Source organism: uncultured Ruegeria sp. (assembly GCF_947489545.1).
In the GTDB taxonomy this organism is placed as follows: Bacteria; Pseudomonadota; Alphaproteobacteria; order Rhodobacterales; family Rhodobacteraceae; genus Ruegeria.
Genome location: NZ_CANLDZ010000001.1, coordinates 289,927 through 315,679 on the forward strand (window position 1 = coordinate 289,927; position 25,753 = coordinate 315,679).

Here is a 25,753-nt window from a genome sequence, read left to right on the forward strand (position 1 = left end):
AGGGCAGCGCTTGAACAAAGCACTGCCCTTCTCATTTTTAGTTTCGGCCGTTTGCGATTGTGTTCGCAACATCGTTGGCATCAATCGGCGCGCCAGAAGCCCGCAATAGATCGCCAACCTCCCAGTCCCCGCCGTTCACGGGTGCCGGATTGTCCAGCAGCGACATCAGATCGGCGTCGTCATTTGGCTTCCAGTTCGGCATGTTGCGCACAAAGGACATCGGATCGCCGTCCAGCAACCCTCCGAACACCTCAGCAACGATGGTACCACCCACTGCCCCGAGCATGCGACCCGAGTTGTTTGCCGGAAGAATTTGGCTTTCTTTCAAAATGTAGTGCCACAAGATATCCTCATGAGGATCGTTGATCGCATGCGGTGTCAAACCCATCCGCTGTGCCACATCAGAGCCTTTTGGCAACTCCAGACGCATTGAGCGTAACAGATTCAGGAAGGCCAGCATGTTGGGCTTGGGTGCCGGGCCTTCATCCAACGCAAAAACCGCCGACGACAGCTTTGTGTCAATCCGTCTGGCAGGCTGCGGGAAAGGTCCGGCTGAATTGATGTCGAAGAACCAATCCCATTGCACCGTATGGCGATGCGGGAAGGAGCGGAAACCGCGCAGGTCGTGGCGGATATCTCCTTGGTCATCCTCGGGGCCATCGGGGTGGAAGATCGGCAGCTCTTTTCCAAATCCAAGCCCGGTATCGTTATCATCGTTAACGTTGACCTGATATCCTGGACGTATCAGCGAATGGCCAAAGCGATAGGTCGCCACAGAAAACTCGACCGGCATAAACGGCTGATAGTTCCAATCATAAACGGTGCCGTTGAATTTGTGGTTGTCGGACTTGTCCAGAACCCTGGTCCAAATTGCATCGCTGACCAGGCGTTTAATGAAGTCGTTCCACACAACGTATTGATAGAACCAACGCACTTTGCGCTGTGCTTCCTGAAACTTTTCGCCGTCAAAACCGAACTCGGTCGTCTCATCATCCGGATCACCGGTTGCCAGCTTCTGCATGACCCGGTTGTGCAGTCGCAACATGGCCAACTGGAACTGGGAAACGATCACGTTCTCATCGTTTCGCATGTCGCCAATAATGGCGCGCCCCTGCCGGTTGCGCAGCAGGTCCGGTTCTTTCGAACCCGCGATGTCCTTGTCGCCCGTCCAGTCCTTCTCAGTTGTCCCAAGGAGGAACACCCCGCCACGATTCTTGTCGTACATAAAAGGTTCATCTGCCGGGCCTTCGCCATAGAGACAATCCAGGTCAAGGCGTGGCGTGCGGAAGTTTTCTAGCTTCTCGGGATCGCTTTGACGCATCAGGGAGGAGGTTGGGTCAAACGTAATGTCGTGATCCACGAACTGACCAAAATAGGTGTAACCCGCCGGCAGATTTGCATTGTCCAGATCGTCCTGCCCGGCTGTTTCGCTCATCTCGTTGGTCGCAAAATCGCGTAACGCTGCGACGGCTGTGGCGTCATCGCCATGGGGAGACCGCCACGGTGGAAGTTCGCGAAACAACCTTCCGAATGGGCCTTTGTAGTTCTTGGATCTGGGGAGGCTGGTAATGCCATACCTGGATGACGAAACGCTCATCAAAGTGCTCCTAAAATAATACTCGTTACTATTCAAACGGCCCTTCATCGGGCGCAAAATTGATAAAATTTAGTTCTCAAAAATGCCGCCCGACCCCGCAAAATACCGGGACGGCCGCGAAACAATGTTACCACGAAACGCGTGGAAACGATAGATTCATAAGTTATCCGCGCAAAAAACGGCCAGTGCTTGCAGTTCGTTCAATCATTGCAATTGCTTGCACCAAGGGACAATCATCCGTCGCACGCCAGGATGAAATCTCGGCCCGAAGTATTTTCACCGCTCGTCTTTCGAATTCTCAATAGTCCACGGCCTGCGTTTGGGCACTTTTTTGACGCCGTCAGACGCATTTTATTATACTCTGGGCTGGCGGTTTTGATGGCTGTTTGAATATCGTCGTGCGTTTCGCGCAGAATCATGCCGGCAGTGTCAAAGAAATCACCGATGTTGGGTACCCCCAATAGATCGGTACCGAAAGATACAGAACCGCATCGGTCAGTTCACCTGAGAGATAGTCCCTCTCGCACACCCACTCGATGACCGAATGACGCAATTAGTGCCCCACGAGATCCCGCTTGGCTGAGGTGGTCAAGGAACAGAACTTGGTCCTTTCGGACGACAGTTAGCCCCATCCCGGGACCATCGTCACGCCACAGCGCAGAAGGGCATAACTGCCTGAGTCATCAGAATTGATCAGGCAGATTGACCTGCCCGCGCATCAAGACATGGCCGCGACCTGCAACCTTAATCCCTGTCATTGCGTCGGGCGGGCCAACCCGGGTTACTGTCGCCTGACCGGGGCGACCCATATCGTGGCCTTGTTCAGCGGTGAACGTGTCTTTGTCCATCAGACCGTATTTCCACAGATAAGCAGCCATGGCACCCGTCGCGGATCCGGTAAAAGGATCCTCCGGCGGGCTGGGTGGTGCCAGCAATAGACGCGAGAACGTGTCACCCCCAGCCGTTGCACCCTGAAGTGTCACCAGAAACGGCTCGGCCATATCCGAGCCCGAATAGCCCGCGGCGGCAGCGACTTCGCGCAGCGGACCTTCAGCCAAACGCGCTGCTCGCAGTGTTTCATGATCACGCAAAACAGTGATGCAGAACGGCAACCCGGTTGACACCATCTGCGGCGGAGAAATGATCGCGTCCTCACTCAGCCCAATCGCAGAGGCAACAAGGTCAGCCGAGACATGTGCGCCAAATTTTGGCGCGACCTGGGTCATTTCAATCTCGTCCCCGTTCAGCTGTATCGAAACAAGCCCAGCCCCAGTTTCCAGGATCAGACTATCGCCTGAAAAAAGCCCCCGAGATTTCATGGCCGCAACCGTGGCAATTGTGGGATGGCCTGCAAATGGAATTTCGCGGCTGGCAAGGAAGTATCGAACCCGAACATCGGCGATGTCCGACGGACCCGTGAAGGTGCACTCCACCAGCGAGGTTTCACGGACATAAGCGGTGCAAACATCCTCGGTCAGCGCCGCGCCGCCATGGACAACAGCACACCCGTTGCCCCCAAAGGCGCGATCACTGAAGGCATCCACCCAATCAAACTCAAACCAGCTCATGCACCTTCTTTCGGATCTTAGCGGTCAAATCATTGGCCATCGGGCCGCGTCAGTGAACGGCCACGGGCGAAAGGTCATGCTGTCGCGCCAAGACAAAGGCCAGCTTACGATCGGCCACGAGCGCAAGTTGCTGACCGTCCGAGTCGTGCACGGCATACAGATGATCCAGATCGCCGGCCTGTTCTCGCAAATCACGCGGCAGGTCAGCCACATCCACAGATTTCACATAGACGATCCGGTCGCCTTCGGTATTGATCTCAATCGGTGTATTCATAGCTCTTACCCCTTCTTTATATTGATTGTTTGCACCACGGTTTCGGGCACGGCACGGGTCAGGTCGACATGAAGCAGACCGTTTTCCATGATTGCCTCGCCCACTTCGACCCCATCGGCCAGCACGTACATGCGCTGGAACTGGCGTGCGGCGATCCCGCGGTGCAGGAATATACGCCCCTCGCTGTCGTCGCGTTGACGGCCCCGGATCACCAGTTGGCGATCCTCGATGGTGATCGACAGGTCCTCTTCTGCAAAACCGGCCACGGCCAAGGTAATGCGGTACGAAAAGTCCGAGGTCTGTTCGATATTATAAGGCGGATAACCTTCGTTACCGGCCTTGGCAGACCGTTCCAAAAGGCGTTCCAACTGCTCGAACCCCAAAAGATGCGGGTATGAGCCAAGAGTAAGTTTTGACACGTTTTCTCGTCCTTTTTTGCCAAAGCGACGTTTTGAGCGGCCCCAGTTTCGGCAACCACACATAATAGAATATGGGAAGAAATCAGGATGTCCACAAGGTCTGGCCGGATTCACTTGAACACACTATCTTGTGTGGAACGCACCACCTTCAAAATTGAGTCGCCCATGAACGCGCCTACCGATCTTTCGATGAAAACAGATGAAGTTCTGCGCGTTGAGCTGGAGGTTTTCCGCCGCCAGCACCGCGATCTGGACGAAGCCATCGAAGCGTTGCAGTCCAAGGGCACCTCGGATCAGCTGACAATCAAACGGCTGAAAAAGCAGAAACTGAAGCTGAAAGACCTGATCCGCCTGATCGAGGATCGCCTGACCCCAGATATCATTGCTTGACGCCTAACAGCCTGACTGTAACGCATTGCCACGAAGACGGATTTGGCTATAGTTCGCGCTCTTTAAAAAGCCGGGGATATGAGCGGATGGGTGAGATCAAAGTCGGGATCATCATGGGCAGCCAATCGGACTGGCCGACCATGAAGGAAGCCGCAGATATTCTGGATGAATTGGGTGTCGCTTATGAAAAGCGCATCGTTTCGGCCCATCGCACCCCTGATCGGCTCTGGGACTATGGGAAAACCGCGGTCGAGCGTGGGTTGAACGTGATCATCGCAGGTGCAGGTGGTGCTGCGCATCTGCCTGGCATGATGGCGTCCAAGACCCGGATACCCGTGATCGGCGTGCCAGTGCAGACGCGTGCACTATCAGGTGTCGATTCACTCTATTCCATCGTGCAGATGCCCAGAGGCTTTCCGGTTGCCACTATGGCCATAGGATCTGCCGGCGGCGCCAACGCCGGTCTGATGGCCGCCGGCATTCTGGCCCTGCAGGATGAGGCGCTGGCCAGACGGCTCGAAGCATGGCGTGAGGCTCTCTCGGCCTCGATCCCGCAGGAGCCAAAAGATGTCTGAAACACTGGCACCCGGCGCAAGAATTGGAATCTTGGGTGGTGGCCAGCTGGGCCGCATGTTGTCGGTCGCGGCGGCGCGGCTTGGATTTGTCAGCCATATCTACGAACCGGGCGCAAACCCACCCGCCGGACATGTCGCAGATCACGTCACGACAGCGGGCTATGATGACGCGGATGCGTTGACGGCCTTTGCCGCCTCGGTCGATGTGATCACCTACGAGTTCGAAAACATCCCGACCGAAGCGCTGAATGTGCTGGAAGCGCACCGCCCGATCCGCCCGGGACGCGAAGCACTGCGGGTCAGTCAGGACAGGTTGACCGAGAAAACCTTCCTTCAGGGGCTGGGGTTGAATACCGCGCCCTTTGCCGACATCACCGATCTGGACAGCCTACGCGCCGCAATTGATGCGATCGGAGCGCCAGCGATCCTTAAAACCCGCCGTTTTGGCTATGATGGCAAAGGTCAAGCGCGGCTTCGCGCACCAGAAGACGCCGAAGCGGCATTGTCCGAGATGGCCGGAGCACCAGCCATTTTGGAAGGATTTGTTGAGTTCACACATGAGGTCTCAATCATCGCGGCACGGGGTCTGGATGGTCAGGTCGCCTGTTTCGATCCGGGCGAGAATGTGCATCGAGATGGTATCCTGCACACGACCACCGTCCCTGCCCGGCTGCCACCTGCGCAGCGCACCGATGCTATCCTAGTAGCGGCCAACATCCTGAACGCCTTGGACTATGTGGGTGTCATGGGGGTCGAGCTGTTTGTGACGCCGAAGGGATTAATTGTGAACGAGATTGCACCGCGTGTGCATAATTCGGGTCATTGGACACAGAACGGCTGTGCCGTCGATCAGTTCGAACAACACATCCGTGCCGTCACAGGTTGGCCGTTGGGTGATGGGCAGCGCCACTCGGACGTGGTGATGGAGAACCTGATCGGGCATGACATGGACCGAGTGCCGGAGCTGGCACGGGAGAGCGATGTCGCGTTGCATCTCTACGGCAAAGCCGAGGTTAAGGCGGGCCGTAAGATGGGCCACTTCAACCGGATGGTTCGTTAGGGTTAATCGCGCATCCGCGCGAGGCATCTGGCAGGAGTATTTGCGAAAAGATGAAGAGTTGGCGCGGCGTTAGGTTATGAACCTGGCGGCGATGTCTCCGGACATGTAGCTGACACGCCCACCAGCCATCGTGGCGACCACCCGGTGATTTTCAGCGTTCAAGATGACAAGGTCCGCACGTTTGCCGGGTGCCAACGCTCCGCGATCTGTCAGACCCAATACCTTGGCCGGGCCGGATGAGATCAGAGCCCACGCACCGGCCAGATCCAGCAGACCGCTTTTGGTCAGCATCAGCGCGGCACGACGCGGACTGGGATAGTGGTAATCCGACGCAAGCGCATCACACAGGCCCATAGCGATCAGGTCCAAAGCACTCGCGTTGCCTTTGTGCGAGCCACCCCGCACCACGTTGGGCGACCCTAGTATGATGTAGTCCCCGGCTGTGCGTGCAGCTTCGGCGGCGTCCAGCGTTTCGGGAAACTCAGCGACGGAGACACCGCGCGCGCGCCACCAGGCCCGCGCCTCAGCCGTTGCATCATCATGGCTGCCCAGACGAATGCCAAGATCAGCAAGGTCGGAACAAAGCACCTCTAGCGCAGCCGGAACTTCACCCCTGCGCGCGTGCATGGTCTGCAACATCTCAAGATGGGTTTCCGGGCTACGCCCGGCCTTCAGGGCTTGTCCCGTCAGACGTGGTGGCGTTCGGCTTTGTGCCAACCGGCCGTGCGGTAAGTGGTCGTTGAACACCACATAGGGCACCTGCCATCTCGCGATCCGTTCTGGCAATCCGGCATAATCATCCAGCATATGGGTCTCAAAACGCAGCTGTGGGATCAGGTCTGTCACCACACTGCCTTTCACAGCAGCAATCGCGTCAAAGACTTGAGAGGCAAATTCAGGCCCACGCACGCCCCCCTCCCAGCTGTAAAACTGCGCCAGAACAGCGGTGGTAATACCATTGGCAGCCAACTCGGCCTCAACTGAAAGGATGCCTTCATCCATCTGCTTCATTGCACCCCGGCGCGGCGCAATATGGCGTTCGAACCCGTCGCCGTGCAGATCGACAATACCAGGCAAGACAGTGTAGCCGGACAGATCCACTTGCGGCCCCGCAGGATCCTTTTGCACCTGCCCGTCAGCGATGGTCAGGTTCGCGCGCGACAATCCGACATCTGGCAGCAAGACATCCGCGCCTGATAAAGTCACCTCCAATGCCGTCATTGTGTCGGCTCCGAGTCCGGTTCTGAGCAGTCTTCTCCGATGCAGATCTCATCAATCACGTCCATCACCCCGTCAAGCCAGGTGATTTGCGGGTCAAACTGCCCGAATTCGATGAAATGCAGCGCTTGCGCCATGACACGTGGATTGTTCATCATGAAGGTGTGGGTCACAGGCAGAATGATGTAGTCGGCCATCCCTTCTACTTTGGTGGTTTCAATCGACACTTTGCCATCATCCGGACCATCAATCAGCGATGAAAACACCGGGTTTAATGAGTTTTTGCCTGCGATCACGCCCAGTTCAAAATCAACCGGCGGCAATTGTCGCGGTATACCTTCTGGCCCTGTTCCCAGTTGCAAACCTGCGGGCCCGTTGAGATAGCCAAACACTTCCCAGGCGCTGAGTTCATCAACCAGTTGACTGCCCTGATTTGGCGGGCCCAGCATAACGGTACGGCCCAGATTACTCGGCCGATTGTCCTGCAACCAGTAACGTAGCAATATCCCCCCCATGGAGTGAGACACGACATTCGCAGTATCTTCACCGCATGCTGCAAACGCATCGGGCAAGGTTTGGTTTGCCAAATCGGGAATGCCCATATCGGTTGACGGATAACCAGGGCGAACAACTGTGTAGCCATGGGTTTTGAACAATTGCTCCATGACGGAAAAAGATGCCTCGGTCCGCGCAAGACCATGCAGTAGGATCACGCATTTCGCGCTAACTGCGGCAGGGAAAAGACAAAAGAGGAAGGCGAACAGGAATCTCATATCCGCCAGATAAAGCCTATCCTTCGGCAATGAAAGACCTAGCCACGTCGTGGTCGCGCGACGGCCAATGCTATGCCGCCGAGGACGAACACTGCCCCCACGACCAAACGTGGTCCGGCTGTTTCGCCAAGCAGTATGACACCAGCGACAATAGCAATAACCGGAACGCTAAGTTGCACAACAGCTGCTGTTGACGGGACAAGCTGTGGCAGCACGCGGTACCAAAGCGCATAGCCCAGCCCTGAGGTCACACCACCCGACAGCGCGGCCAAGACGTATCCAAACACGCTCATTTGCCAAGCATCGCCAAGGGCCAGCAAAGCCACGGCTGTCACGGGCAGTGCCACAACAAAGTTGGCAGCCGTCCCTTCCAACGCATCCGGTTCGGATCTTCCGGCAAGCGAGTAAATGGCCCAGCCGACGCCCGCCGTGGCCATCAAGACCGCCCCGACCAGATCCACTTGGATCGCGCCGGATGGCCACAAGACCCAGGCCAACCCGCCCAGCGCCAGTCCGGCGCCCGCAAGCTGCTTAGCTGTCGGTATTGTTCCTGTCAGAGAAGTGGCGGCAAACATCGTGATCTGCACCACCCCGAACAGGATCAAGGCACCCAGCCCTGCGTCGAGCGTCAGATAGGCCACGGAAAACCCGATCATGTAAAGCGACAGAGACCCAGCCCCGACGATCCGTCTACGGTTGCTCAGGGTCAAACGACCACCGCGCAATTTCACCAAGCCAGCAAGGACCAGAGCCCCCGTAAGAACCCGGACAACGGCAAAGCCGGCTGGATCACTGGCACCACTGTCAATTGCAAGACGGTTCAGGATGGAATTCGACGCAAAGGCGCACATTGTCAGCGCTATTAGCAGAAACAATCTCATATCAACGGCATAGCTGCTTGCACGCGACATTGATACTCACTTTCGCGATCGTTTTGATCTGCGGCCAAAATTTAGGATTCTAGGCGCAACCATTCCCAATTGAATTCGGAGCTTCAAAAAAACGGGGCCGCACAACAGCGACCCCGTTCAATAGCATTGACGCGTGTCCGGTCGGCAGCTTGGCCAAAAAGGCCAAGCGCCACCAGGGCTATCAGAACTCGCCGAGGCGAATTCCGCGTTTTACATCATGCCGCCCATGCCGCCCATGTCGGGCATGCCGCCACCGGCAGGCGCGCCTTCTTTGGCGGGCTTATCAGCAACCATCGCTTCAGTTGTGATCAGCAGGCCAGCAACCGATGCCGCATCTTCCAGAGCGGTACGGACAACTTTGGCCGGGTCGATCACGCCGAATGCGAACATGTCACCATATTCTTCGGTCTGAGCGTTGAAGCCAAAGGATGCATCGCCGGATTCACGAACTTTGCCAGCTACAACCGCACCGTCAACACCTGCGTTTTCAGCAATCTGACGCAGCGGCGCTTCGATGGCTTTACGAACGATGGTGATACCGGCGTTCTGGTCAGCGTTTTCGCCTTTCAGAGTTTCCAGAGCTTTACCAGCCTGAACCAGCGAAACACCACCGCCAACGACGACACCCTCCTGAACGGCAGCGCGTGTTGCGTTCAGAGCATCGTCCACACGGTCCTTACGCTCTTTCACTTCAACTTCGGTCATGCCCCCGACGCGGATAACAGCAACACCGCCTGCCAGTTTGGCAACGCGCTCTTGCAGCTTCTCACGGTCGTAGTCGCTTGTGGTTTCTTCGATCTGGGTGCGGATCTGAGCAACACGTGCTTCGATCTCGGCTTTCTCGCCAGCACCGTCGACAATGGTAGTCTCGTCTTTGGTGATTTCGATTTTCTTGGCAGTGCCCAGCATGTCCATGGTCACGGACTCGAGCTTCATGCCCAGATCTTCGCTGATGACCTGACCGCCGGTCAGGATTGCGATGTCCTGCAGCATGGCCTTGCGGCGATCGCCGAAGCCCGGTGCTTTGACAGCAGCAATTTTCAGGCCGCCGCGCAGCTTGTTAACAACCAGCGTTGCCAGCGCTTCGCCTTCAACATCCTCGGCAATGATCAGCAGCGGCTTTTGCGACTGGATCACCTGCTCGAGCAGCGGAACCATCGGCTGCAGCGAGGACAGTTTCTTTTCGTGCAGCAGGATCATGCAGTCTTCGAGGTCTGCGATCATCTTGTCAGCGTTGGTCACGAAGTAAGGCGACAGGTAGCCACGGTCGAACTGCATACCTTCGACAACATCAGTCTGGGTTTCCAGGCCTTTGTTTTCTTCGACAGTGATAACACCCTCGTTGCCAACCTTCTGCATCGCGTCTGCGATCTGCTGACCGATTTGGGTTTCACCGTTGGAAGAAATGGTGCCAACCTGAGCAACTTCTGCCGAGTCTTTGACTTCACGCGCCATCTCTTTGATGCCTGCAACAACCTTGGCAGTTGCCAGATCGATGCCGCGCTTCAGGTCCATCGGGTTCAGGCCCGCCGCAACCTGCTTCAGACCTTCTTTGACGATGGACTGAGCCAGAACGGTTGCGGTGGTGGTGCCGTCGCCGGCTTCGTCATTGGTGCGGCTGGCGACTTCTTTCACCATCTGCGCGCCCATGTTTTCGAACTTGTCTTCGAGTTCGATTTCCTTGGCAACCGAAACACCGTCTTTGGTGATGCGCGGTGCGCCGAAGGATTTGTCCAGAACCACGTTGCGGCCTTTGGGGCCCAGGGTTACTTTGACAGCATCAGCCAGGATGTTCACACCTGCCAGCATGCGGTTACGGGCATCGGTGTCAAACTTGACGTCCTTAGCAGCCATGTATTTTCTCCTTGAGAAATAGTTTTAAGAATAAGCGTCCAGAGATCAGAGAAAGCGCAGGGCTTACTCGATGATCCCCATGATGTCGCTTTCTTTCATCATCAGCAGCTCTTCGCCGTCGACGTTAACCTCTGTGCCGGACCATTTGCCGAACAGGATTTTGTCGCCAGCTTTCACAGCCATCGCGATCAGCTCTCCACTGTCCTTACGTGCGCCTTCGCCAGTCGAGACGACTTCGCCTTCGCTGGGCTTTTCTTTTGCGCTGTCGGGAATGATCAGACCACCAGCGGTTTTTTCGTCGCTTTCGGTACGGCGAACCAGCACGCGGTCATGAAGCGGTTTCAATGCCATCTTTGCAGCTCCTTGGGCTCAAAGTTTGTTTTCCTCCCCCCGCCGGTTGGCGAGGCGTTATCACTCGACCCTTGCGAGTGATAACGTCGCATAGCTAGGGGGTCGATTGCAGCGAGTCAACAAGATGAGAGAGATTTTTTGGTTCGTCCGAAATGAATTGGCTTCAATCGGTCTGTTCCCAGCTATAGGCCCAGTGTTTCAGGCCGTCATACCCGGCATCAGTCAACCCGTAGATGCCCTTCTCCACCTTATCAAACCATCCATAATGGTTGTCTCGCATCAGGCGCGTCGCCTCGGTCACTCCGGTGGCCATGGCCACGTCCGATCCTTTACTCGCGCCGCACTCAGCAAGATGGCTGGCACACTTCAATGCGTCCTGACGGTAGGCCGTGACGATCCCGTGCCGTGTCGCACCCCCTGCGTTTGGATCACCTTCAAGGCGGTCGAATTCCCGCAGCAAGCGCGCGGTCTTTTTCTTGTCCTTACGCGGTGCGTAAGGACCTGGGTCGCACTGCACCTCGACCTCTCCATCCATCCGCACCGTGATAAGGCCCAGCCCCAACCGGCGACACAGCACGAGATTGTCCTTCAACATCCGCCGGGCACTGCGTCCCTTTGGTTTGCACACCGCGATGTAGACCTGATCGGTCAGTTTCAATCTGGTGATCGCCTGATGAAACAACGCCAAAGAGAATTTTAGCTTGAGCTCGACTATGACTGGGTCAGAGCCTTCGCGAATGGCCACAATGTCGGCCGCGCCGACCTCGCCTTTGACGTCATAACCCTGACGCTGCAACAAAGCCTTGATGGGGGGATAAAGATCCTGCTCGCGGTCCATGATCGCATGCTATGCGATTTGCTGCGGAATGCCAGAGGCCGCGTGCAACCCCTTGGTTCGCCTTGCACACCGCCCTGCGCCGGGGCAAGGTCTTGTGCAGAGATGACCCCATCAGGATACCACACATGCGCCTATTCCTGTTTCTGACCTGCCTGCTGCTGCCTGCGACAGCTCGCGCCGCCTGCGAGGGCCGCGATCTGAGAGAAGACTTTACCCCCGAACTGCAAGCAGAATTGGATCAGGCCCTGATCAACTGGCCCTTTTCGGAAGGCAACCATTGGGTCGCCACCAAGGGTTACACGGTGCTGCATCTGATTGGAACGATGCACCTGAACGATCCGCGCATGGATGCGACCGTCGCGCGGCTGACGCCAACACTCAGTCAGGCCGACGCTTTTTATTTCGAAGTGACTCAAGAGGAGATGAACGCCTGGGAACAGGAACTGGCCATGGACCCAAGCCAGATCTTGATCACGTCCGGCCCGACCCTGATTGACCTGCTGCCCGAAGAGGCTTGGACAACCCTGTCTTCTGCGCTGGCCGAGCGTGGCATACCCAGCTGGATGGGGGCGAAAATGCGCCCCTGGTTTTTGGGGATGACGCTGACTATGCCTGCGTGCTTAGTTCAGGACCCGGACGCCAATCATGGGCTGGACGCGCGTCTGACCGAGCTGGCCAAAGAACAAGGCATTCCCCAATTTTCATTGGAGAGCATTGAGGAACTGATGGCCATGTTCGAAATCTACACCATCGAAGAGCAGGCGGAATCGCTGGCGCGGTGGGTCAATTCGTATGAAAACAGCGACGATCAGATGGCCACTGTGACAAATGCTTATTTCGAGGAAAATCACGCACAGTCCATCGAACTCGGTCGAATTATGGCGCGTGAGTATTCTGGTATGTCGCCCGAAGTGTTTGCCGAGGAATGGAGCGCATTCGAACAACACTTGCTAATCGAGCGGAACAACAACTGGATGTCGCATCTCCTGAACATTCAGGATCAAACGGCCGTGATAGCCGTGGGTGCAGCGCATCTTGGCGGCACACATGGCCTGTTGAACCAATTGCAGCAGGCGGGGTACACCCTGACCCGCTCAGCGTTTTGACAGGACCTGGCTAAATTCAGGCCAACTGTCGCAGCGAAAACTCTGCCGGGTGACAACCCAAGCGGACCGCCCTATAAGGCGCGCAAATTCCCATTTTTCAGGATTCCGACATGACCACCCAAGTATTCGGCCATAAGTCCCCCGACACCGATTCCACCGGCTCTCCTATACTGTGGGCCTGGTACTTGAATGAAGTCAAAGGCGAAGCGGCCGAGCCTGTTTTGCTGGGCGAGCCGAACACCGAAGCAGCGTTCATGTTGGACCGCTGGAACCTGCCCAAGCCGCGGATCATCGAAGATGTGGCCGAAGGCGCGGCGGTTGTAATCGTTGACACCAACAATCCTGCTGAACTGCCCGCCAGCATCAACAGCGCCGATATCCAAGCGATCATTGACCACCACAAACTGGTTGGTGGCCTGGAAACCAAAGGCCCAATCGACATCACTGTACGCCCACTGGCCTGCACCGCGACGATCATGATCGACCTGATAGGCGATGACGTTGCCAAGATACCCGAAGCTATCAAGGGCGCGGCACTGACCTGCATTCTGTCGGACACTCTGGAATTCCGCTCACCGACGACCACCCCGCATGACCGCGCTGTGGCCGAGAAACTGGCGGCCGATCTGGGACTGGATGTTTCCGCCTATGCCGCAGACATGTTCGCTGCAAAATCCGATGTCTCATCCTTCTCGGATGCCGAGTTGATCCGCATGGACAGCAAGGAATACGAGGTCGACGGCACCAAGTTCCGTGTCTCGGTTCTGGAAACAACCGCACCAGGCGTTGTGCTGGACCGAAAAGCCAGCCTGGCTGAATCGATGGTGGATGTTTCGAAAGAAGACGGCGTTGATCAGGTTCTGCTCTTCGTCGTCGACATTCTGAACGAAGAGGCCACTCTGCTGGTGCCCAACGATCTGGTCAAAGGCGTCGCAGAAAAGAGCTTTGGGGCATCCGTTGAAGGCGACAGCGTCGTTCTCCCCGGCGTGATGAGTCGCAAGAAGCAGATCATCCCCAACCTTAAAGTCTAAAGAATGAGCGGGGCCTTTCGCTGTGCAGCAGTCAGGCCCCGCAGCATTGTTCTAAAGATAGCCTCCAACAACAGTTGTACCCAGTGTTGAATCTGATGCGAGTGCCGCCGAATACTTTTCGGAAGAACGGCGACTAAGCATTGTTTCACAAAGCAATGCTCATCGGTGTTTTGGCGTTTTCACTCACCGCATGCTCTCCATCCTGGAACAGGACAAACCTGGATGGGGCTGTAAAACAACAACCTGTGCGCCATGTCGCCGCAAGCCAGATCGAACTGAGCAGCGCCGCGTATCGATCAGTGGCCAATCTTTTGCCAATCGGTCATAAGGCGTATGCAGTTTCAGCTTGAGGCCACATATGACCCAGATCATCCCCTCCCTCGCCACTATTTCGGACCGCTACAAGGCCTTGTTTGTGGATCTCTGGGGCTGTGTCCACAACGGAATTACAGCCTTTCCCGAAGCCGTCGCCGCCTTGCAGGCCTATCGCGCCAGCGGTGGGTTGGTTGTGCTGGTCACCAATTCCCCAAAGCCGCGCGCCGGGGTTGCGACCCAGTTGGAGCAATTCAACGTCCCACCAGATGCCTATGACACCATCGCAACCAGCGGCGACTCGGCCCGGTCAGCGATGTTTCGCAGCGCTGTCGGCGAGAAGGTCTACTTCATGGGAGAATGGGAACGCGATGCAGGGTTCTTTGAACCTTTGAAATTGCTCCATCATCCCATCCACATCGAACGTGTTCCTTTGGATCAGGCGGAAGGTATCGTGTGTTGCGGGCCGTTTGATCCTATGGCGGATCCTGACGTGAACCGCCCTGATTTCCTGTATGCAAAGCAGATGGGCCTCAAACTGCTATGTGCCAACCCCGACATCGTCGTCGACCGGGGCGAGGTTCGCGAATGGTGTGCTGGGGCACTGGCACGGCTGTACACCGAAATGGGTGGTGAGAGCCTTTATTTCGGAAAACCGCACCCACCGATCTATGATCTGGCCCGCCGCCGGCTGCAGGAGCTGGGCACCGACGTTGCGGACGCGGAGATTCTGGCCATCGGGGACGGCCCCCACACCGACATCATGGGCGGAATGGGAGAGGGAATCGATACCCTCTTTATTTCGGGCGGTCTGGCTGCTGCGGAAACAAAAACAACGCACCATCCACACGCAGAATCACTAACCGATTATATTCAAAAAGAAAATATCAACCCCACCTATACAATCGGTCGTCTGAGGTAGATATTTTTCACTTGATTTTCTGCAACTGCGAAGTAATAAAGTTGCCAACCTTGGCCTGATGGTGGTTTTTTCTTTCACGGCCGATATCGAGTGAGGGCAACATGTTGGACAATCTTCCACGCGGAACGATTTGTATCGAAGACATCGAAATGGGCATGACCCGGCATCTGCGCAAAGTGGTGACAGATGAAGATATCGAGATGTTCGCGCAGATCTCTACTGACCGGAACCCGGTGCATCTGGATGATGACTACGCCCGCGATACAATCTTTGAGGGGCGTATCGCCCATGGAATGCTGACGGCGGGCCTGATCTCGGCCGTGATCGGTGAGCAGCTGCCCGGCCATGGTACGGTCTATATGGGCCAGTCGCTGAAATTTCTGGCCCCCGTGCGCCCTGGTGACATGGTTTATGCCGAGGTCAAGGTGATCGACATGGATGTCGCAAAGCGACGCGTCAAGCTGGACTGCCATTGTTCCGTCGACGGCAAGAAGGTGCTGGTGGGCGAAGCCATGGTTCTGGCACCGTCGCGCAAATTCGACTGATCACCCGTTCAAGCAATTAACCAAGAGATTTCCATTGGAAGGATCGGCCGCAAGTATGCGCCGGTTCTGGTCGCGAACGACCTGATGCGCCTTGATCAGCAAGGCAAGACACCACAGACGTTCGGAATTTTAGATAGACGTCGAAACGAGACGCTTGAACATAGTCTCGTTGGACAGTACCCACGCGTCATGCAGATTATTCGGGATTTCCAGTTTATCGAACCAAAGGATCGCGGGGCCAGTGTGGCGATCGGAAACTTTGATGGCGTCCATGTCGGGCATCAGTCTGTCATTGAACTGGCCCGCACTGCGGCACCAGATGCGCCGCTGGGCATCCTGACATTCGAGCCGCATCCGCGCGAATATTTCATGCCAGAAGCCCCCCCATTCCGTCTGATGCGTGGCAATGCACGCGCGCACCGGTTGCAAAAACTGGGCGTACAAAAACTCTATGAACTGCCGTTCAACGCGGCGCTTGCCGGTTTGTCGCCCGAGGAATTTGCACACAACGTTATCTGCGGCGGGCTGGGGCTGTCTCATGTCGTGGTTGGTGCTGATTTCTGTTTCGGCAAAGGCAGGAGCGGAACCGCACAGGATATGGTTGGGTTTGGTCAGGACATGGGGTTCGGTGTCACGATCGCCCCGCTGATGGAACGGTCGGAAAACGTTGTGTCGTCTACCGCAATCCGCACCGCTCTTACCGAAGGGCGGCCACGGGATGCCGCTGCCATGCTGGGTCACTGGCACCGGATCGAAGGCGAGGTTATCGGCGGCGAACAGCGTGGGCGCGAGCTGGGTTTTCCCACTGCAAACATGTCGATCGAGGGCCTTCATCCCCCAAGGTTCGGCGTCTACGCGGTACTGGTGGACGTGTTGGATGGCCCGCATCAGGGCAGCTATCATGGGGCAGCGTCAATCGGGGTTCGACCGATGTTCCAGGGTGAGACGCCAAACATTGAAACCTTCCTGTTCGATTTCTCAGGTGATCTCTATGGAGCGACCCTTTCGGTTGGACTGATCGATTTCCTGCGCCCGGAACTGAAATTCGACCGGCTGGATGGGCTGATTGCGCAGATGGAGGCGGATTGCGACCAGGCGCGCAGTATTCTGGCATCGCTATGACAACAGACCCTATTGATCGGGCAGGCCTGCCCGCGCGGTTCTGGGAGCGCAAGCCCCTGCGCAACATGACCCAACCCGAATGGGAGGCACTGTGTGACGGCTGTGGGAAGTGTTGCCTGAACAAGTTGGAAGACGAAGACTCAGGCGAAGTTGCCCTGACCTGTGTTGCGTGTCGGCTATTGGACGATGAAAGTTGTCGCTGCACTCAATACGACATTCGGCACCAATTTGTACCTGAATGCATCGTGATGACACCCAGCAATATAGATCAACACGCCTACTGGCTGCCACAGACCTGCGCCTACCGCTTGTTGTGGGAAGGTAAGCCTCTTTACGACTGGCACCCATTGCTGTCAGGTACACCAGACAGTGTCCACGCGGCTGGTGTTTCCGTTCAAGGACGCACTGTTTCAGAGTTCGAAACCCCCATGGAAGAGTGGGAAGACTACATCATCGAGGAGCCGACCTGATGCATTTCGCGTCCGACAATTCTGGTCCTGTTCATCCGCAGGTCATGGCCAAAATGACCGAGGCCAATCAGGGATATCAGATGGCCTATGGGGCAGACGTGCTTATGAATGAAGTGCGTGATCGCATCCGCGGTGTTTTTGAGGCTCCGGGGGCTGCCGTCTATCTGGTGGCAACGGGCACGGCAGCAAACTCGCTGGCTCTGGCGACCTTGTCACAGCCTTGGGAAACCGTGTTTTGTTCGCCGGTCGCCCATATCCACGAAGACGAATGCAATGCACCCGAATTCTACAGTGGCGCCAAGCTGACGCTGGTCCCCGGCGGCGATAAAATGAACCCTACGGCTCTGTGGAGTTCCATTTTGGCTGAGGAAACGCGCGGCGTGCATGGTCCGCAGCGCGGGCCGGTATCGATCACGCAAGTGACTGAGCGCGGTTCGGTTTATTCTCTGGAAGAATTGCAAGCGCTGTGTGCGGTTGCCAAAGAGTATGACCTTCCGGTTCATCTGGACGGCGCCCGGTTTGCCAATGCGCTTGTTGCCTTGAATTGCTCGCCCGCCGAGATGACGTGGAAAGCAGGTGTGGACGTTGTCAGTTTCGGGGGAACTAAGAACGGGCTAATGGGTGTGGAAGCCGTGGTCTTTTTTGACGAAAGCAAAGCCTGGGAGTTTGAGTTGCGCCGCAAACGCGGGGCGCATCTGTTTTCGAAACATCGCTTTCTGTCGGCGCAGATGGCGGCCTACCTGCAGGACGATCTGTGGCTGAAACTTGCGCGGCAATCGAATGCGAACTGTGCCCGCCTCGCAGATGGCCTGCGCGCGAAAGGCGCCTCGTTTCTGCATGAGCCACAGGCTAACATGATTTTTGCGTCCTTCCCGCGATCCAAACATAAGCTTTTGCACTACGCGGGTGCCACTTATCACCTGTGGGGTGCTGAACTGGTTGGGGCGGATGAAAACGAAGCTCTGGCCTGCAGGTTGGTTTGCGATTGGTCTATCGGGCCGGATGAGATCGATCGGTTTCTTGATCTGTTGTGACCGGCAGCGGGGCATTTGAACGCCAGAAGTCCTGAACCAGAATAGCGGTTTCGCGTGGATGCGAGATCGGCAGCATGTGCCCTGCCCCATCGACCGTTGCGTGGCTTGCCGAAGCGAGAAGTTGTGCAAGCCCGTCGCAGATGGCCGGCATGACAGGATGGGTTTTTGATCCGCTCAGCAGCAGGATTGGCATTGACGCCTGGCGCAGCGACGCGGGCGCAAGAAGCCCTGCACTGTCGTCATGCAACGCGGTTCGCACGGCTGGCACAACGTCTATCCCCCGGATCATGGCCGCGCGCGTGCGATCCGGCAAGTCAGCCCATCTGGGGCTGGACGTGGAAGCCCACATGCGATTGAACAATCGGGCAGCGCGTGGTTTGTCACCAGCTGCGAACGCCTCATCAACGGGCTGTGCATCGTTTTCGTATTGTTGAAACAGAGCAGGCGAGTTTTGTTGCGCCACCACAAAAAACACCGGTTCGATCAAAACGGCGCTGCGTACCAGGCCCGGGTACTCAACAGCCAGTCGAAGCGCAATCATCGCCCCAAACGAATGACCGATCACATCCATCGGTTCGCTCAATTGCGCCCTTGCCATCGCCGTGGTCTGATCAAAATAGTCACCTGTACCATCCCAATCTGAACTGCGGCCATGAGACAGCATGTCAGGAGCGAAAATCCTGACATGCCCTTTCAGAGCAGACGCCAGACCAGACCATGCACCAGAATGGGCTATCGTACAGTGAAGGGCGAGCAGATTGCGCTCGCCCTCTCCCATCGATCTGACATATCCCGGCTGACACGGCACAGCTTGGATCGTCACCTACTCAGTACTGCGAGATGTCGATCCAGGTCGTCCAACCGATCCTGGCCCCAGAACCGCTGATCGTCTTCGGTGATGTAGAACGGAGCGCCAAAGACACCGCGATCTACCGCCTCTTCCAGATTGGCCGCATAGGTTTCAGCGCCAACCAGAAGGCCGCTATCAGCAAGGTCCGGGTTGAACCCCGCGTTCAACAGGCATTCCCGGATCACCTCATCTTGCGCGATGTCTTTTTCTTCGGCCCAGCAGGCGCGTAGAACTGAATAGCATAGCTGACCGACATCCCCAGAGCCGTCCTTGATCGCGGCGATAACGGCATAAGACGACGGTGCCGCATTTGTTGGCCAGTGGGCAGGTTGAAGATTGAACTCCATCCCAACTCTCTCGGACTGACGCAGCAGCTCCTGCGCGCGGTATTCGATGCGCGAGATGTGCCTGTCTTTGGGAGAGACCCCGCCGGTCCGGCCAAACAGGGCGACGATGTCCAGCGGCTTGTAATTGATCGATGCACCATGCTTGGCAGCGATCTCCTCCAACCGCAGGCCCGCCAGATAGGAATAGGGCGACAGTGTCGCAAAAAAGTAGTCAATCTGGGTCATGTTCACTTTCTCCGCTGGGCTATCTTTGCGGAACGGTAAGGCCATGCTAAGCGGTGTCAACATCACGAATCTGTCACATTGCCAACGCTGCCCGGGGACCTCAGCCGATGCCGACACTCAACGAACCCAAGCTTATCGCTGGGAACGCAAATCTTCCGCTTGCCGAAACCATTGCCCGCCGCATGAGCCTGTATCGCGGTGTTGACCAAGGTCTGGTCGATGCGAGGGTCGAACGGTTCAACGACGGAGAGATTTTTGTCGAAGTGTTCGAGAACGTCCGCGGCGAGGATATGTTCATTATCCAGCCGACCTCGAACCCGGCGAATGACAATCTGATGGAACTGCTGATCATAGCTGACGCGCTGCGTCGGTCGTCGGCCTCGCGTATCACTGCGGTGATCCCTTACTTCGGTTACGCCCGTCAGGATCGCCGCACCAAAGCCCGTACACCGATCAGCGCCAAGCTTGTTGCCAACATGCTGACCGGTGCCGGAATCGAGCGGGTTCTGACCATGGATCTCCACGCTGCCCAGATCCAGGGCTTCTTTGATATCCCGGTAGACAACCTTTATGCCTCACCCATTTTTGCGCTGGATGTAAAGACCCAGTTCAAGGATCAACTCGACGAAATAATGGTCGTCTCGCCCGACGTTGGCGGCGTGGCCCGTGCGCGTGAGCTGGCAAAACGCATCAACGCTCCGCTGTCGATCGTAGACAAGCGCCGCGAAAAAGCGGGCGAAATAGCCGAAATGACTGTGATCGGGGAAGTCAAAGACAAGATCTGCCTGATCGTCGACGATATGTGCGATACAGCCGGAACGCTCTGCAAGGCAGCACAGGTTCTAATGGATAACGGTGCCAAGGAAGTTCATTCCTACATCACCCACGGCGTCATGAGCGGCCCAGCGGTCGAGCGCGTCACGAATTCCGTCATGAAATCGCTGGTGCTGACGGATTCGATCCAGCCAACCAAAGACATTACCAAAGCGAAAAACATCCGCATCGTTCCAACAGCTCCGATCTTCACCCAAGCGATCCTCAACATCTGGAACGGGACAAGCGTTTCGTCCTTGTTCGAGGACAAAACGCTGACTCCGATTTACGAGTCGATGTATCACATGGACTAACCGGGCGGGGCGGCAGAGTATTTCGTGCCTTGCCGCCAACGCTATGAAATTCTGACTTCATAAGACAATGATTGCCTGCAAAGCGGACCTATGCGTTTACATCGTCATTGTCGGCTTCGTGGTTCAAGAGGCCATACGTCAGTCAAACATTCGTAACAGCTGTGACTGTCTCTCGAAAGAAATCCAGCAAACCATCCGTTTCGTGCGAAACAATAATTGTGCGACTGACAACATCGCGCTGCCTTAAGCCATAGAAAAACTGCTGTTCAAAACGGGTCAGATGCCAGCCATCTCCTAACGCAAAAACTTCAAGCCCAAGAGCTTCGGTTCCTTTAGGGAACACTTCCTGACCGAGTTGCGTGATCACCGCCATCAAGGCTTCGCGAGAATTGGCCCGTTGCCAACTCGTGTCCGTCTCGTCGCGGAAATGCTCGATGCGAAAATCAATGTCATCCGAGATCAAGTCAAAAAGCGAGGCATCGCCGAAGATAAATTTCGTAAGCGCCTGTCCAATGGCTGTTTGTTCCAGCTTAACGGAGGTCAACTGCATGGTCATCAATTCCCTTTGTTGTGACCATGCCAATCTGCCGTCGCTCAATGTATTTGAAAATTGCCATTATATCTATCTATGATATAGGCAATGACTATGATAGATCTGAACACATTGCGCTACTTTACAAGCGCATTTGAGACAGGAACGTTTAGCCAAGCGGCGCGTGTAAACGGTGTCAGCCAGCCAACGGTCTCTGCGGCAATCCAAAAGCTGGAAGACAGGCTGAGCACGCCTCTGTTCAAGCGATCAAAGAGCGGACTGACGCCGACACCGCTGGCGCACAGGCTCTACTACGAAGCAGAGCAAAGCGTTACTCATTTGTCCACATTGGAGACCCGCCTGTGCGACCAGCCACAACAAACGGTCCGAGTTCATTGCGCCCCGGACATTCTAATCGAAGGGATCGCGCCCGGGTTGAGCAGTCTGCGGAGAAGTACTCCTACCCTGATCTTCAGCTTCACTGAGAATGCCCGAGACAGCGATCTTGCCTATCTGTCTGATATGTGTGTTCCAGAAGGCCACGTATTTGCCACGCTGGCAGAAGAACCATATCGCATCGCCGTCGCACGCTTCCATCCGCTCGCTTCATTGCCAGGAGTGCATTTGGCAGATCTCGAGGATGCCCCGCTGATCCACCGGCCATATTGCCCGAATGCCGATCGCATCGAGCTTGTGCCTTCTCGGTTGTCTGTCGCGGCACACGCTACAAACGACATGCAACTAATGGAACTGATTGGGGCTGGGTTGGGAATTGCTTTTGTGCCGCAGTCACACGGAGATGGGCGCGACGACATCAAGCTGTTGCCATTGCTCGATGCAGATGCCGGTACTCGCACGACCGGTATTTCACATCGCAAGTCCGCCTTCGCAAAAGGATTGGCCGAAAGACTGTTTCCGACTTAGATGCAACAAAACTGCGCTGTGTCGAACAACCTGTTTGCTGCGCCGCTCTTGTCCGTCATGACAGTCGGAATTTATGTGAAGGTTTGCTTTGATCGCTGTCGGACGCTCGCCATCATTAAGAATCCAGCTCTGCAAGGCAGAGCGCGACTTTTGCTAGATGCTAGCTAAGAAATGTCCCAGTCATCTTCATTTGCCACTTCGCCAATTGCAGTCCAGGCGACTCGGATGCGGGCGATGCGCGTGTCTGACCAGGTTCGGAATACAGCATAGAATCCTTCGACCGTAACCTCCTCGGCCTGTACTTCGGCGCGCAAGGCAGAGGACGTGTCCACGTCCCACAGTGACACACCAATCTGGACGACCGGAACTGACCGGAAAGGCTGGCTGAACGCAATTTCAGTCCTACGTTCACGCGGGCCATCGCCTGTCCACATCTGTCCGCCATCGGCGAATTCCGAAAATAGAACTTCTTCGCCCTGATCAATGCCAATGGGATGGGATTTAAACGTTTTCATTCTTGCATCATTTTCATTCAATTCTTGCAGCCTACCCCGACCTTATGGCGAACGCACGACAAAAAACGGCCCCGCAAACGCAGGGCCGTCTAAAGAAAACATAGTGCACAGAGACGCTTACAGGCTCATATGCGTTCCCAGAGCTTCCATATCAGCCAGCAGCTTGGCCGCATCGTCGACAACAGACTGATCCTGCCCCTCTTTAGCTGCATCATGCGAGGTGCGGGCCTCGGCGATCAGATCGTCCAGACGCGACCGGGTCACTTCGGCCACTGGAATGGCCTTTTCAGCCAGAACCGACAGGCTGTCGCCGTTGATCTGGGCAAACCCGCCGGTGACCAGATATTCGCTGGACCCTTCGGGTGCCTCGACCTTCAACAGACCTGGGCGTAGCGTGGTAATCGTCGGGGCATGATCGGGCATTGCCGTCATGTCCCCGTCCGCGCCGGGAAGCTGGACCGCGCTGACCTCAAGCGAAGCAAGGCTCCGCTCGGGGCTGACGAGGTCGAATTGCATCGTGTTTGCCATCAGGTGTGCTCCTTAGGCGGCTTCTGCTGCCATCTTTTCGGCTTTTGCGATCACTTCGTCGATGCCGCCAACCATCAGGAAGGCTGCCTCGGGCAGGTGGTCGTATTCGCCGGCGACGACGGCTTTGAATGACGCGATGGTGACATCGAGAGCAACCTGAACGCCGGGCGAACCGGTGAAGACCTCGGCCACATCGAACGGCTGCGACAGGAAGCGTTCAATCTTACGGGCACGGGCCACGGTCAGTTTGTCTTCTTCCGACAGTTCGTCCATGCCAAGAATGGCGATGATGTCCTGCAGCGACTTGTAGCGCTGGAGGATCTGCTGAACGTCGGTCGCAACGGTATAGTGCTCTTCACCAACGATGGCCGGGTCAAGCAGACGAGAGGTCGAGTCAAGCGGGTCAACCGCAGGGTAGATACCTTTTTCCGAAATCGCACGGTTCAGAACCGTGGTCGCGTCCAAGTGTGCGAACGATGTGGCCGGCGCGGGGTCGGTCAAGTCATCCGCAGGGACGTAGACGGCCTGCACCGAGGTGATCGAGCCCGACTTGGTCGAGGTGATCCGTTCCTGCATCGCGCCCATGTCGGTCGCCAGTGTCGGCTGATAGCCCACAGCCGAAGGAATACGACCCAGAAGAGCCGAAACCTCGGAACCCGCCTGAGTAAAGCGGAAGATGTTGTCGACAAAGAAAAGAACGTCGGTTCCGGTTGCATCACGGAATTGTTCCGCCAAGGTCAGACCCGACAGAGCGATCCGCATACGCGCACCCGGAGGCTCGTTCATCTGGCCGTAAACCAGTGCAATTTTCGAATCTTCCAGCTTATCAGGAACGATAACGCCGGATTCGATCATCTCGTGGTACAGGTCGTTGCCTTCACGGGTCCGCTCACCAACACCAGCGAACACGGACACGCCCGAGTGCACTTTGGCGATGTTGTTGATCAGTTCCATGATCAGAACGGTTTTACCAACGCCGGCACCGCCGAACAGGCCGATCTTACCGCCTTTGGCGTAAGGGGCCAGCAGATCCACAACCTTGATGCCTGTGACCAGAACTTCGGATTCAGTGGCCTGATCCGAGAAATCCGGCGCATCCTGGTGGATGGCGCGGGTTTCTTTGGTTTCCACTGGGCCTTTTTCGTCGATGGGCTCACCCACAACGTTCAGGATCCGTCCCAAGGTCGCGTTACCGACCGGAACCGCGATCGGGGCGCCGGTGTCGGTTACGGCTTCGCCACGGACCAGACCTTCGGTCGCGTCCATCGCGATGGTGCGGACAGTGTTTTCGCCCAGGTGCTGTGCAACCTCCAAAACCAGCTTCTTGCCGTTGTTGGTGGTTTCCAGCGCGTTCAGAATTTCAGGCAGTGCGTCATCGAAGTGCACGTCAACGACGGCCCCGATGATCTGTGTGACTTTGCCTTTTGCATTCGCCATGTTTCGTCTCCGGTTTGTCTCTACAGCGCCTCAGCGCCGGAAATGATTTCAATCAGCTCGTTGGTGATCACGGCCTGACGCGAACGGTTGAACTGGATCGTCAGCTTGTCGATCATTTCACCCGCGTTGCGTGTCGCGTTGTCCATTGCAGACATCCGTGCACCCTGTTCCGAGGCCCCGTTTTCGAGCAAGCCTGAGAAGATCGCAGTCGCAACCCCCTTAGGCAGCAAATCAGCCAGAATGGCTTCTTCGCTGGGCTCGTAATCGAACACCGCGCCGCTGTCGTCACCCTCGATATCCTCGAACGAGGCAGGGATGATCTGCTGTGCCGTAGGGATCTGCGTCACAACGTTGACGAACTTCGAATAGAAGATCGTGGCAACGTCGAACTCACCCCCGTCGAAACGAGACAGGACGTCCTTTGCGATGTCCTGCGCGTTGGTGTAGCCCAGACGCTTAACCTCGCTCAGATCGACATGGCCCACGAACAGATCGCCATATTCGCGTTTGATCGCGTCGCGACCTTTCTTGCCGACCGTCAGAATTTTGACCGTCTTGCCCTTTGCTTGCAGCTCATAGGCTTTGGCGCGGGCCAGCTTGGCGATGTTCGAGTTGAAGCCGCCACACAGGCCGCGCTCAGCTGTCATGACGACGAGCAGATGGACATCATCACTGCCCGTCCCACGGAGCAGCTTGGGGGCGCTGTCGCTGCCCCCGACCGATGCCGCCAGCCCCGCCATCACGGCATTGAACCGTGCAGCATAGGGGCGCGAGGCTTCGGCAGATTCCTGGGCGCGGCGCAGTTTTGCAGCCGCGACCATTTGCATGGCCTTGGTGATCTTGCGGGTCGACTTGACCGACTCGATCCTGTTTTTAAGATCCTTAAGATTTGGCATAT

29 protein-coding genes are annotated in these 25,753 nt (G+C 56.4%); 12 read left to right on the forward strand and 17 right to left on the reverse strand.

Going from position 1 to position 25,753, the window contains the following annotated elements; translation table 11 throughout:
* Window positions 1-37 precede the first annotated feature (37 nt).
* The 4 genes from Q1B13_RS01370 to Q1B13_RS01385 all read right to left on the reverse strand — a co-directional run bounded on the left by Q1B13_RS01370 (window position 38) and on the right by Q1B13_RS01385 (window position 3,858).
* Window positions 38-1,597, reverse strand: a complete 1,560-nt coding sequence (locus Q1B13_RS01370; RefSeq protein WP_299077279.1) for a heme peroxidase family protein — start codon at window positions 1,595-1,597, stop codon at window positions 38-40.
* Window positions 1,598-2,280: 683 nt separating this feature from the next.
* Complete coding sequence (locus tag Q1B13_RS01375; protein ID WP_299077282.1) at window positions 2,281-3,165, reverse strand: PhzF family phenazine biosynthesis protein; 885 nt, start codon at window positions 3,163-3,165, stop codon at window positions 2,281-2,283.
* Window positions 3,166-3,214: 49 nt separating this feature from the next.
* Window positions 3,215-3,439: a DUF1150 family protein gene (locus Q1B13_RS01380; RefSeq protein ID WP_298933863.1), complete on the reverse strand. Its 225-nt coding sequence runs from the start codon at window positions 3,437-3,439 to the stop codon at window positions 3,215-3,217.
* A gap of 5 nt (window positions 3,440-3,444) precedes the next feature.
* Window positions 3,445-3,858 (reverse strand): Hsp20 family protein, encoded by a 414-nt coding sequence (locus Q1B13_RS01385; protein ID WP_298933865.1) that lies wholly within the window; start codon window positions 3,856-3,858, stop codon window positions 3,445-3,447.
* 165 nt (window positions 3,859-4,023) lie between these two features.
* Between Q1B13_RS01385 and Q1B13_RS01390 the strand changes: the two genes are divergently transcribed.
* The 3 genes from Q1B13_RS01390 (at window position 4,024) to Q1B13_RS01400 (ending at window position 5,883) form a co-directional block, all read left to right on the forward strand.
* A complete protein-coding gene (locus Q1B13_RS01390) occupies window positions 4,024-4,248 on the forward strand; it encodes a DUF465 domain-containing protein (protein WP_299077285.1) in 225 nt (74 codons plus the stop codon).
* 86 nt (window positions 4,249-4,334) lie between these two features.
* Window positions 4,335-4,823, forward strand: a complete 489-nt coding sequence (gene purE / locus Q1B13_RS01395) for a 5-(carboxyamino)imidazole ribonucleotide mutase (protein ID WP_299077288.1) — start codon at window positions 4,335-4,337, stop codon at window positions 4,821-4,823.
* Window positions 4,816-5,883 (forward strand): 5-(carboxyamino)imidazole ribonucleotide synthase, encoded by a 1,068-nt coding sequence (locus tag Q1B13_RS01400; RefSeq protein ID WP_299077291.1) that lies wholly within the window; start codon window positions 4,816-4,818, stop codon window positions 5,881-5,883. The genes purE and Q1B13_RS01400 overlap by 8 nt, the downstream gene beginning before the upstream one ends.
* A gap of 69 nt (window positions 5,884-5,952) precedes the next feature.
* On the opposite strand, the gene Q1B13_RS01405 is transcribed toward Q1B13_RS01400, so the two are convergent.
* The 6 genes from Q1B13_RS01405 to Q1B13_RS01430 form a co-directional block, all read right to left on the reverse strand.
* Complete coding sequence (locus tag Q1B13_RS01405) at window positions 5,953-7,104, reverse strand: alpha-D-ribose 1-methylphosphonate 5-triphosphate diphosphatase (RefSeq protein WP_299077294.1); 1,152 nt, start codon at window positions 7,102-7,104, stop codon at window positions 5,953-5,955.
* Window positions 7,101-7,874, reverse strand: a complete 774-nt coding sequence (locus Q1B13_RS01410) for an alpha/beta hydrolase (protein WP_299077297.1) — start codon at window positions 7,872-7,874, stop codon at window positions 7,101-7,103. The genes Q1B13_RS01405 and Q1B13_RS01410 overlap by 4 nt, the downstream gene beginning before the upstream one ends.
* A 38-nt stretch (window positions 7,875-7,912) precedes the next feature.
* A complete protein-coding gene (locus Q1B13_RS01415) occupies window positions 7,913-8,785 on the reverse strand; it encodes a DMT family transporter (protein WP_366870823.1) in 873 nt (290 codons plus the stop codon).
* Window positions 8,786-8,995: 210 nt separating this feature from the next.
* A complete protein-coding gene (groL, locus tag Q1B13_RS01420; RefSeq protein WP_299077300.1) occupies window positions 8,996-10,639 on the reverse strand; it encodes a chaperonin GroEL in 1,644 nt (547 codons plus the stop codon).
* A 63-nt stretch (window positions 10,640-10,702) separates the two neighbouring features.
* The gene (locus tag Q1B13_RS01425; protein WP_298933877.1) at window positions 10,703-10,990 is read right to left on the reverse strand and encodes a co-chaperone GroES; all 288 of its coding nucleotides are present in this window, start codon (window positions 10,988-10,990) and stop codon (window positions 10,703-10,705) included.
* 163 nt (window positions 10,991-11,153) lie between these two features.
* Window positions 11,154-11,828, reverse strand: a complete 675-nt coding sequence (locus Q1B13_RS01430) for a DUF2161 domain-containing phosphodiesterase (protein ID WP_299077304.1) — start codon at window positions 11,826-11,828, stop codon at window positions 11,154-11,156.
* Window positions 11,829-11,953: 125 nt separating this feature from the next.
* On the opposite strand from Q1B13_RS01430, the gene Q1B13_RS01435 reads away from it, so the two are divergent.
* The 7 genes from Q1B13_RS01435 (at window position 11,954) to Q1B13_RS01465 (ending at window position 18,370) form a co-directional block, all read left to right on the forward strand.
* The gene (locus Q1B13_RS01435; RefSeq protein ID WP_298933879.1) at window positions 11,954-12,934 is read left to right on the forward strand and encodes a TraB/GumN family protein; all 981 of its coding nucleotides are present in this window, start codon (window positions 11,954-11,956) and stop codon (window positions 12,932-12,934) included.
* A gap of 110 nt (window positions 12,935-13,044) precedes the next feature.
* Window positions 13,045-13,965, forward strand: coding sequence for a manganese-dependent inorganic pyrophosphatase (locus Q1B13_RS01440; protein ID WP_298933881.1), 921 nt, complete (start codon window positions 13,045-13,047; stop codon window positions 13,963-13,965).
* Between the two features lie 358 nt (window positions 13,966-14,323).
* On the forward strand, window positions 14,324-15,199 hold the full coding sequence (locus tag Q1B13_RS01445; protein ID WP_299077307.1) for a TIGR01459 family HAD-type hydrolase: 876 nt from the start codon (window positions 14,324-14,326) through the stop codon (window positions 15,197-15,199).
* 101 nt (window positions 15,200-15,300) lie between these two features.
* Window positions 15,301-15,744, forward strand: a complete 444-nt coding sequence (locus Q1B13_RS01450; protein WP_120632010.1) for a MaoC family dehydratase — start codon at window positions 15,301-15,303, stop codon at window positions 15,742-15,744.
* A gap of 189 nt (window positions 15,745-15,933) precedes the next feature.
* Window positions 15,934-16,866, forward strand: a complete 933-nt coding sequence (locus Q1B13_RS01455) for a bifunctional riboflavin kinase/FAD synthetase (RefSeq protein ID WP_299077310.1) — start codon at window positions 15,934-15,936, stop codon at window positions 16,864-16,866.
* Complete coding sequence (locus tag Q1B13_RS01460; protein WP_299077313.1) at window positions 16,863-17,336, forward strand: YcgN family cysteine cluster protein; 474 nt, start codon at window positions 16,863-16,865, stop codon at window positions 17,334-17,336. Before Q1B13_RS01455 ends, Q1B13_RS01460 begins: the two co-directional genes overlap by 4 nt.
* Window positions 17,336-18,370, forward strand: a complete 1,035-nt coding sequence (locus Q1B13_RS01465; protein WP_299077316.1) for a low specificity L-threonine aldolase — start codon at window positions 17,336-17,338, stop codon at window positions 18,368-18,370. Before Q1B13_RS01460 ends, Q1B13_RS01465 begins: the two co-directional genes overlap by 1 nt.
* On the opposite strand, the gene Q1B13_RS01470 is transcribed toward Q1B13_RS01465, so the two are convergent.
* Window positions 18,327-19,193, reverse strand: coding sequence for an alpha/beta hydrolase (locus tag Q1B13_RS01470; RefSeq protein WP_299077319.1), 867 nt, complete (start codon window positions 19,191-19,193; stop codon window positions 18,327-18,329). The genes Q1B13_RS01465 and Q1B13_RS01470 overlap by 44 nt on opposite strands.
* Entirely contained in the window at window positions 19,190-19,792 is a 603-nt protein-coding gene (locus tag Q1B13_RS01475) for a 2-hydroxychromene-2-carboxylate isomerase (RefSeq protein ID WP_299077322.1), read from the reverse strand. Before Q1B13_RS01475 ends, Q1B13_RS01470 begins: the two co-directional genes overlap by 4 nt.
* A 107-nt stretch (window positions 19,793-19,899) precedes the next feature.
* Between Q1B13_RS01475 and Q1B13_RS01480 the strand changes: the two genes are divergently transcribed.
* Window positions 19,900-20,919, forward strand: a complete 1,020-nt coding sequence (locus tag Q1B13_RS01480; RefSeq protein WP_298933896.1) for a ribose-phosphate pyrophosphokinase — start codon at window positions 19,900-19,902, stop codon at window positions 20,917-20,919.
* A gap of 142 nt (window positions 20,920-21,061) precedes the next feature.
* Here Q1B13_RS01480 and Q1B13_RS01485 read toward each other — a convergent pair whose 3' ends face one another.
* On the reverse strand, window positions 21,062-21,517 hold the full coding sequence (locus Q1B13_RS01485) for a hypothetical protein (protein ID WP_299799625.1): 456 nt from the start codon (window positions 21,515-21,517) through the stop codon (window positions 21,062-21,064).
* A 42-nt stretch (window positions 21,518-21,559) separates the two neighbouring features.
* On the opposite strand from Q1B13_RS01485, the gene Q1B13_RS01490 reads away from it, so the two are divergent.
* Complete coding sequence (locus tag Q1B13_RS01490; RefSeq protein WP_299077328.1) at window positions 21,560-22,375, forward strand: LysR family transcriptional regulator; 816 nt, start codon at window positions 21,560-21,562, stop codon at window positions 22,373-22,375.
* A gap of 164 nt (window positions 22,376-22,539) precedes the next feature.
* Here the strand turns inward: Q1B13_RS01490 and Q1B13_RS01495 are convergent, their stop codons facing one another.
* From Q1B13_RS01495 to Q1B13_RS01510, 4 genes are all read right to left on the reverse strand, one after another.
* Window positions 22,540-22,890, reverse strand: a complete 351-nt coding sequence (locus tag Q1B13_RS01495) for an H-type lectin domain-containing protein (RefSeq protein WP_299077331.1) — start codon at window positions 22,888-22,890, stop codon at window positions 22,540-22,542.
* Between the two features lie 117 nt (window positions 22,891-23,007).
* The gene (locus Q1B13_RS01500; RefSeq protein WP_298933904.1) at window positions 23,008-23,418 is read right to left on the reverse strand and encodes a F0F1 ATP synthase subunit epsilon; all 411 of its coding nucleotides are present in this window, start codon (window positions 23,416-23,418) and stop codon (window positions 23,008-23,010) included.
* Between the two features lie 12 nt (window positions 23,419-23,430).
* Window positions 23,431-24,855: a F0F1 ATP synthase subunit beta gene (gene atpD, locus Q1B13_RS01505; RefSeq protein ID WP_298933907.1), complete on the reverse strand. Its 1,425-nt coding sequence runs from the start codon at window positions 24,853-24,855 to the stop codon at window positions 23,431-23,433.
* Between the two features lie 20 nt (window positions 24,856-24,875).
* On the reverse strand, window positions 24,876-25,751 hold the full coding sequence (locus Q1B13_RS01510) for a F0F1 ATP synthase subunit gamma (protein WP_298933908.1): 876 nt from the start codon (window positions 25,749-25,751) through the stop codon (window positions 24,876-24,878).
* Window positions 25,752-25,753 lie beyond the last annotated feature (2 nt).